Source organism: Luteitalea sp., assembly GCA_009377605.1.
Lineage (GTDB): Bacteria > Acidobacteriota > Vicinamibacteria > Vicinamibacterales > Vicinamibacteraceae > WHTT01.
Genome location: WHTT01000159.1, coordinates 1 through 7,491, shown reverse-complemented (window position 1 = coordinate 7,491; position 7,491 = coordinate 1). Strand labels below are relative to the sequence as shown.

General features: G+C 64.3%; 7 protein-coding genes. 2 read left to right on the top strand and 5 right to left on the bottom strand.

All coding sequences use genetic code 11. The annotated features are described in order from the left end of the window. The 4 genes from GEV06_27680 to GEV06_27665 all read right to left on the bottom strand — a co-directional run. Positions 1 to 280, bottom strand: a 280-nt coding sequence (locus GEV06_27680) for a bleomycin resistance protein (protein MPZ21640.1), incomplete at its 3' end; no start/stop codon positions are given. A 178-nt stretch (positions 281 to 458) separates the two neighbouring features. Further along, positions 459 to 1,988, bottom strand: a complete 1,530-nt coding sequence (locus GEV06_27675; protein ID MPZ21639.1) for an FAD-binding protein — start codon at positions 1,986 to 1,988, stop codon at positions 459 to 461. 400 nt (positions 1,989 to 2,388) lie between these two features. Then, a complete protein-coding gene (locus GEV06_27670) occupies positions 2,389 to 2,847 on the bottom strand; it encodes a hypothetical protein (GenBank protein MPZ21638.1) in 459 nt (152 codons plus the stop codon). Positions 2,848 to 2,858: 11 nt separating this feature from the next. Beyond that, complete coding sequence (locus GEV06_27665) at positions 2,859 to 3,263, bottom strand: FtsX-like permease family protein (GenBank protein ID MPZ21637.1); 405 nt, start codon at positions 3,261 to 3,263, stop codon at positions 2,859 to 2,861. A 100-nt stretch (positions 3,264 to 3,363) separates the two neighbouring features. On the opposite strand from GEV06_27665, the gene GEV06_27660 reads away from it, so the two are divergent. Together GEV06_27660 and GEV06_27655 are read left to right on the top strand one after the other, a co-directional pair. Beyond that, positions 3,364 to 3,651, top strand: a complete 288-nt coding sequence (locus GEV06_27660) for a PadR family transcriptional regulator (protein MPZ21636.1) — start codon at positions 3,364 to 3,366, stop codon at positions 3,649 to 3,651. Further along, positions 3,648 to 6,314: an FtsX-like permease family protein gene (locus GEV06_27655; protein ID MPZ21635.1), complete on the top strand. Its 2,667-nt coding sequence runs from the start codon at positions 3,648 to 3,650 to the stop codon at positions 6,312 to 6,314. The genes GEV06_27660 and GEV06_27655 overlap by 4 nt, the downstream gene beginning before the upstream one ends. 248 nt (positions 6,315 to 6,562) lie before the next feature. On the opposite strand, the gene GEV06_27650 is transcribed toward GEV06_27655, so the two are convergent. After that, the gene (locus GEV06_27650; GenBank protein ID MPZ21634.1) at positions 6,563 to 7,465 is read right to left on the bottom strand and encodes a BamA/TamA family outer membrane protein; all 903 of its coding nucleotides are present in this window, start codon (positions 7,463 to 7,465) and stop codon (positions 6,563 to 6,565) included. Positions 7,466 to 7,491 lie beyond the last annotated feature (26 nt).

Sequence of the window (7,491 nt, the reverse complement as noted above, 5' to 3'; positions counted from 1 at the left end):
GCGTGAATTCGACGCCGCGGGCGGCATACTCGGCGTAGAGCGCGTCCGCGTCCTCGATGAATAGGTAGGCGTCGAGGAGCTCGTCTGCGTATTTGTCAGCGTTCGGCGTAGGCGGCTGGGCGAGGCGAACGTGAATGGCGTGCTGGTCGCGCGCGACGATGGCGTAGACCGGCGGATTCTGCCAAGTGCTGAGACAATCGAAACCGAGCTTGTCCCTGTAGTAGTCGAGCGTCACCTGGATGTTCGTGGTGAAGAACTGGGGTGCGATCTGGCGGATCATGGTGCTGAACATACCACTGTGTGCCTGCCGTGACCCCTAGTTGCCGAAGCTTGGCTTGACTCCCGCAAAGTCGCCAAGGGACTTCCGACCGACGTCCGAGTGGGTCGGAAGCCCTTCGACGTTTATGGGGACCGTGAGGCCGTAGACTGCGCAATCGGCGGATCTCACTTCCGCCAAATCATCCGACCCGAATGGACAGCGCATGCCGGAACACGTCCCGCGGGTCCCACCGCGCCTTGATCCGCTGCAGGCGAGGGTAGTTCGCCTTGTAATAGAGCGTGTGCCAGGGCACGCCCGACGTATTCAGGGCCGGGTCTGCAAGGTCAGCGTCGGGATGATTGATGAACGCCCCATCATACGCCTCGCCCGGCACCGGGACGCCCCCGCTCTCCGCAAACAGATCGCGATAGAACGCCCGTACCCATGTCAGATTCTTCGCCTCTTCCCGCGGATCCAGCCAGCCCGTGGTGCACGCGATGTCGAGAATTGAATCCCGTTGCGCGGAGGCGGTCGCATCGGATGGGACGGTATTGATCCGCCCTCCATAGGTGGCGAGCCCCAACATCCCGCCCATGACGTCGTGCTCGGTGCTGGTCAGGTAATCGTAGGCCACACCAATCTGGCGATCGGTGAGCCGTCTCTTGAGGAGCGCGTCCTTCACCTTGGCGCTCACCCCGCCTGGTGGCGCGCCGAACAAATCGGGAAATGGGTTCAGGGCGAACTCGAGCCAGGACATTCGTGCCAGCTCTCGGCCATTCGGTGCACTGACCCCTTCGCTCAGCGCCGCCAGATGGTCATCCACCTGCCGCTCGGCGGCAGCGCCGGCGGTGCTCAGACCGCGGCTGATGATCTTCCCGAACTCCTGACGATGGATCTCGAAGAGGGTCCAGAGAGAAGCGTACGGGGAATCGGCGTCGCTGTTCCGCTCGCACCACATCCCGTGGTTCCTGAGGAGTCGCAGGAAGGACGACTGGTCGATCTCGCTCCAGTCCCATTCCGCCGTGAAGGTCGTGATCGACTCCGGTGCGCGCGGCAACAGCGTGGCGGGATCGTCGCCGGATGCGCCGGGCGATCGGAAGCAGTAGCGCGTGACGATGCCGAAGTTGCCAGCGCCGCCGCCGGTGTGCGCCCACCAGAGGTCGCGATGCGGGTCGGACGCCTCCCGGCTCGCGACCACGCGGCGCGCCCGTCCGTGTGTGTCCACGATCACCACCTCGACGGCATACAGAGAGTCCGCTGCGAGACCGAGTTGGCGGCAGAGGAAGCCGATGGCGCCACCGGCCACATGCCCGCCCATGCCGATCGCCGGATATTCGCCGAGCGGGATCACGACTTCCCAGGTCTCGAACAGCGCCCGGAACGTCTCGCCCACGGTGGCGCCGGCCTCGACCGCCACGGCGCGTCGCTCCGCGTCGTAGTACACGCGCTTCATCGGCGAGATATCGATGATCACCCGCACCTCTGGATCCGACACGAATCCTTCGAGACAATGCCCGCCACTCGTCACGACGAGCCGCCGTTCCTCCCTCACCGCCTCTTCTACCGCCGATACCACCTGATCGGTCGAGGTGACGAGCCGGACGTAGTCCGGGCGCGCGCTGAACCGCTTGTTGAAACGCTTATCGACCACGGCGAGATACCGCGGATCGTCCGGGCCGATTCTGACGGATTCGAACATCGTGTCATCGGTCGTTGGTCGTGTCGCCATCGTCTCCTCTGGATACCAGCCATGTCTGACCGATGTTACCGCTGAGCGGTGCCGTGACGAGTGGTCGAGCGGTGGTCAAGCGTCCGCGGCGCAAAAAGAAATCTGCTGAGCGGGCGCGCGGCTGGCGAGTCGTCGAGTTGCGGACAGTCCAGTCGGCAATCGCAGTCGGTTCGACGGAAACCCCTCGAAAGTCGGCAAGGACCTTCCCAACCGCGTCCGAGTGTGTCGGAACCCCCTTCGGCGTTTATCGGAACTAACGTCCGCGCTTCCGCAGCGGCGGCTCGTGATCGCAACGCCGTCGGCTGCACAACGCACGTTAGCCCCGGCCAGTGGTCCCCTCATGCACACGAGCCGTAGTTCCCGTTGTCCTCATGCCGTTGGATACGGCAGCGGACTGAGCTCAGAGGCCGAACTGACGCAGGTGATGATCCGTGTGCCGATAAGCCCACCGTTGCCAATCACGGAGCGACATCGTGCCGAACAGGCCGTGACCGGGATCGAGAGCGTCCGGTGCTGCCGTCGCGATGCCCTCGATTCCGGCAATGGCCCGCGACAGATCTTTTGTGAAATCCGACGGTCTGGTTCCCTCGGCTCTGGGATCATGCAACGGGTTGGTGGGCCGGTCGTGCGGCCAGGGAATCGGGGCCCACAAGGCAAGCGCCTTGACGATCGGACGACGACGTTGGGGAATCGGAACCGTTCGCGGACGCGTGCCAAGAACCATGGCGGCTGCGTCACCCAGGTGGCAGAGCATCTCGTGAGGGGTCAAGGTTCCCCAACGGCGCGGGATGTCAGGACGGAGCATACCGAGCCGTTGCTCGAGTGACCGCAGCACTTTGGGATCTGCTACCGTCCTCATCTTGTCTCACATCATTCAGAACGCAGCGCCACCTGCGGATCGATCTTGCTCGCGCGCCGGACGGGAACATAAGCAGCAACAGCGGCTACCATGATCAGCAGGACTGAGGCCGCGACGAACGTGGCCGCGTCCGTGGGACTCACGCCGAAGAGCATCGCTTCCATGAGATGCGCCGCGCCCAGGGCCCCCACCGTGCCTACGATGACACCCACGCCGGCAGGCAGCAACGCGCGGCCCGCTACGCGCCGGAGAATGTCGCCCCGCAGCGCTCCAAGCGCCATCCGAATCGCAATCTCTCTCGTCTGTTGGGCGACGAGGTACGACATCAATCCATAGATCCCGATCGCGCCCATCCCGAGCGCCGTGGCCGCAAAGACGCTGAGCAGGAATGTGGCGAAGCGGGCGAGCCAGTTCATCTTGACACCCTAAATGAACTGTGTCAGCATTCCTGTCATCTTGTTCTCCTAAAGGAGCGCTGTGGACAAGCTGGACGTTCCCCAAGGCACGCTGGACCTGATGATCCTCACGATCCTCGCCCGCGAGCCTCTGCACGGCTACGGCATCTCGCAGCGGCTGACGACGCTCAGTCACGACGAGTTCCACGTCAATCCAGGCTCGCTGTTCCCCTCTCTGTACCGGCTGGAGCAGGACGGCAAGCTCAAGGCCGAATGGCGCCCGACCGAGAACAATCGCCGCGCCAAGTACTACCGGCTTACCGCGTCCGGCCGGCGGCAGCTCGAGCGGCATCGGGAACGCTGGACCCGGGTCTCGTTCGCCGTCACCAGCGTGCTGGAGGGAGCATGACGCTTCTGCATCGTCTTGCGTCCATCGTCCGCTGGATCGCATATCGGAATAGAGCCGAGCAGGACTTAGACGACGAGGTGCAGGCATTCGTCGACATGGCCACCGCCGACAACGTGCGCGATGGTGCCTCGCCGGCCGAGGCGCATCGCGGGGCCATGCTCGATCTCGGCGGCGTGGAACAGGCGAAGGAGCACGTGCGGACGGTTCGTCACGGCGCTTGGCTCGACGCGGTCGGCCGGGATGTCCGGTACGGACTGCGGCAGGTCCGCCGTAATCCGGCGTTTTCGGGCATCGCCATCGCCACGCTGGCGCTCGGCATCGGTGGGATTACGGCGATGTTCAGCGCCTTCGACACGATACTGATTCGTCCCCTGCCGTACGCCGAGGCGGACCGTCTCGTCATGATCTGGGACGACTTGAGGCACGAGGGCGTCCCGAAGCACTTTCCCGCGCCCGCCGAATGGTTGGCGTGGCGGCGTCACAACGCGGTGTTCACCGACATCGCGGCCACCCAGTCGAGAGACGCCACACTCTCTGGCGATGCCGAGCCTGAACAGGTCCCGGCGTGTAGGACGACCGCGAATCTTTGGCGCGTCCTGGGCATGCATCCGCTGATCGGCCGGGTCTTTACGGAAGAAGAAGACGAGAACGGCGTGCGGGTAGTTGTCATCAGCCACGGCCTGTGGCAGCGGCGCTACGGCGGCTCGCCCGATGTATTGGGCCGCACGATCACTGTGAACGACGACCCGTACGAAGTGATCGGCGTGATGCCGCGCGAGTTCTACTTCCTGCCCGCGCCTGACATCGACATCTGGGTGCCGGCTTCCTTTCCCGCCTGGATGCGAACGAACTTTTCGTGGCACGACGCGCAGGTGGTGGCACAGTTGAAGCCCGGTGTGACGCTGGAGCGCGCGCGGGAATCGATGGAGGCCTTGAGTCTGCAGCTGACGGCGAAGGATTTCAGAGGCCCCCATTCGGTGATCCTGACGCCGTTGCGGGAAGAGATGGCCGGCAAGACGCAAACGGCGCTGCTCGTCTTGCTGTGCGCGTCCGCGGCGCTTCTGCTAATCGCGTGCGTCAATCTCGCGAATCTGCTGATGTCGCGCGGCGCGGCGCGCGGCCGGGAGGTGGCGGTGCGCGCGGCGCTTGGGGCGGGACGCCGAAGACTGGTCGCGCAATTCCTCACCGAAAGCCTGGTGCTTGCCGCACTCGGCGCCCTCGCCGGGCTCGCGCTTGCGGTGCCCGCCATGCGATTTCTGGAAACACTGGTGCCGGAGACCATGGGCGACGTACGGCTCACGCTGGATTGGCGCGTGCTGGCGTTCTCCGCTGGCGTGGCCCTGGCCGCCGCCGTGGCCTTCGGACTTGTGCCCGCGCTGCGTGGGTCGCGACTCGCCCCGCAGGACGCGTTGTGCGAAGGCGGGCGCGGCACAGCAGGCGCGCGCAGCCACTGGTTCCAACATGCGCTCATCGTCATCGAAACGGCCCTCGCCGTGGCGCTGCTGACAAGCGGCGGCCTGCTGTTGCAGGCCCTTCACCATCTGCGGAATAACGATCTCGGGATACGGACCGAAAAGCTGCTGACCTTTGAGACGCCGCTGTTCCGCTATCAGGACTTCGACAGGCGTGTAGCCTTCGTCAACGCACTGTTGGAGAGCGTCCGTGCAATCCCTGGCGTAACTAATGCAGGTGCAATTTCGCGGATACCGCTGACAGTCACAGACCAGGCCACATTTTATTTACTCGCCGGTCAGTCGAGGGACAGTATTCCCGAGCAGGTTGCGCTCACGCGCGTCGTGACTCGCGATTACTTCCCCACCATCGGCGCAGGCCTGCGCGAAGGTCGCTTCTTTGAAAGATCCGATCGGCGCTCCGAGTCGCCCGCGGCGATCGTCAATGAATCCTTTGCGGATCTCAACTTTCCCGGTCGTTCGCCACTTGGCGCACAACTCAAGTTCGGGCAGCTTGACGACAAGGGCTACTGGTACACGATCGTCGGCGTCGTAAGGAAGATTCGCGATCGCGGGGTGACCGAGGAGTTGAATCCCACGATCTATCGCGTGCACGAACAGACCGACCAAAACGGTGGCCAGCCGAGCGGGATTGTGATTCGCACGGCTGTGGAGCCGGTGTCGATTGTCTCTGCGGTCCGTCAGGCGATCTGGTCCGTCGACAAGAACCAGCCCATCTGGCGTGTTCAGACTCTCGAGGAAATAGTGGACCGCCAGTTGTCGACGCCGACGCAGAGCACCACCCTAATGAGCGCGTTCGCTCTGCTCGCGCTGTTCCTCGCCTCGCTGGGATTGTACGGCGTACTCTCCTACGCGGTGTCACAACGCACGAACGAGATCGGCGTGCGCATGGCCTTGGGCGCGACTTCCAGCGAGATCTTGCTCTCCTTCGGGAGACGGGGCATGGCGTTGATGCTCGCCGGGCTCGTTATTGGCTTGGTCCTGGCGACCATCGCGGCACGCTTGATGACCTCGCTGTTCTACGGCTTCCAGCCCCACTACCTCCCAACTGTTGCCATGGTCTCTCTCATTCTCCTGGCGGTGGGAGCCCTCGCCTGTCTTGTTCCCGCGCGTCGCGCATCGCGCATCGCGCATCGATCCGATGATGGCCCTGCGTCACGAATAGACCCCGCGGGCGCGTGGCTAACCTAGAGGGTGCATGACGCTCCTGCATCCTCTCGCATCGGTCCTGCGGTGGCTCGTCCAACGACCAGGGCAGAGGCGGACGTGAGCGACGAACTGGCTAAGGACTGATCCAACCCCCGATCTTGTGCGTCCCATAGAGGTGCCAACCCACACCGTCATCGAGCATCGTCCCGTCACCCGCGCGACGACCTTGAAGACGACGCTGATTGCGGGCGGAGGACAGGCGATCCGGATACGAAGAGCAGGCGCACGGGCTAAAACGCGAAACCCGTCATGACGTGTAGGCGCACGCGTTCGTCAAAGCCGTAGGCAACGTCGACGTTCAGGCGAAACGGCGGCGCCAGCAGGAACAGGCCGGCGCCAGCCCCATGGTGAACAGGCGCATCGCGGAGGCGTTCGCCGTGTGCATAGGCGGCGCCAGCATCCCAGAAGAGCGTCACGCCCGCCCGCCCTGTCGCAAGCGGTGACGTGGTCGGCAATCGGAGCTCGACCGAGGCTGCCATGAGGTTGTCACCGACAAACGTTCCGGCACGGAATCCACGAAGCGTCGAGGCGCCGCCGAGCAGCGGCTGCTGGTAAGGCGGGAGCGCTCGACTGGCAATGTCGTAGCGTGCTCGAACCGACAGCACGGACTGGCGGATCAGCCCCACGTCGCCACGGGCGTCGATCCAGCCACGCTGTACGGTCGGCCACGCGTCGAAGCGCAATCCCTCCCAACCCGCGGCGGCATACACGGCGTCCCGTGGGAACGTCTGATCGATGCGGGTGTCGAACGTCAGATCGGTGCCATAGGAAACGAAGCGCTCATCGAGGTCGTCGAAATCGACGACGTGCCATGCGGCTTGGCCGCCGAGCCGCATGTTATGTGCAAGGATGCGCTCGACGCGTCCCCAAAGCCGGACGCGGCGATCGTCGACGCGGAAGTGTGGGTTCTCTTCCTCGGCAATCGACACCCCGCCCTCGAGGCGACGTACCCAACCGGCGCGCAACGTCTTGTCGACCTCCAAGGCCGCCCGCTTCGTCGCACCCCACGTCAGGGGGACGGATGCACGGCTCCGCGTACCGAACGCATCCACGAAGCTCGTGCGGACACCGTAGGTGACCCCATACCCGTCTCGGTAGTTCAGTACCGGAAGGAACATGAACTGCTGTCTCATCCAACCGAGTGGCCCGGAGATGGGCC